Source organism: Halobacillus campisalis, assembly GCF_030345335.1.
In the GTDB taxonomy this organism is placed as follows: Bacteria; Bacillota; Bacilli; order Bacillales; family Halobacillaceae; genus Halobacillus_A; species Halobacillus_A campisalis.
In genome coordinates, this window is record NZ_JAPVRC010000022.1 from 1 (window position 1) to 498 (window position 498).

Annotated in this window: 2 tRNA genes; both read left to right on the forward strand. The window is 48.2% G+C overall.

Annotated features, from left to right (window positions below):
• Positions 1–148: 148 nt before the first annotated feature.
• Positions 149–225 (forward strand) — tRNA-Ile (locus O2Q26_RS18980).
• A 9-nt stretch (positions 226–234) separates the two neighbouring features.
• Positions 235–310, forward strand: a tRNA-Ala gene (locus tag O2Q26_RS18985).
• The last annotated feature ends 188 nt before the right edge of the window (positions 311–498 follow it).

The following is a 498-nucleotide window of genomic DNA, read 5'->3' on the forward strand; positions in this document are numbered from 1 at the left end:
CCGTATCGGAAGGTGCGGCTGGATCACCTCCTTTCTAAGGAAAAAGGACCGGCTGGACGTGTTTTCGAACACAAAAAGCCGTCTCCTTCGGAAGACGTACCTGGTTGGTTGTTCAGTTTTGAGAGATTAAATATATCCCTTAATGAATGGGCCTGTAGCTCAGCTGGTTAGAGCGCACGCCTGATAAGCGTGAGGTCGGTGGTTCGAGTCCACTCAGGCCCACCATTCACTTTCGGGGCCTTAGCTCAGCTGGGAGAGCGCCTGCTTTGCACGCAGGAGGTCAGCGGTTCGATCCCGCTAGGCTCCACCATAAGTTTTTTCTTAAAACACAACGATACCTTTGTGTTTTATATGCAACCCTTAAATGGGTTTGTGAACCTTGAAAACTGGATAAGATAATCACTACGCATTCCATGCGTAGATGATGACAAGACATCAAACAAACGAAACGTCTTTTCACGAAGAAAGTTAAGTGAATAAGGGCGCACGGTGGATGCC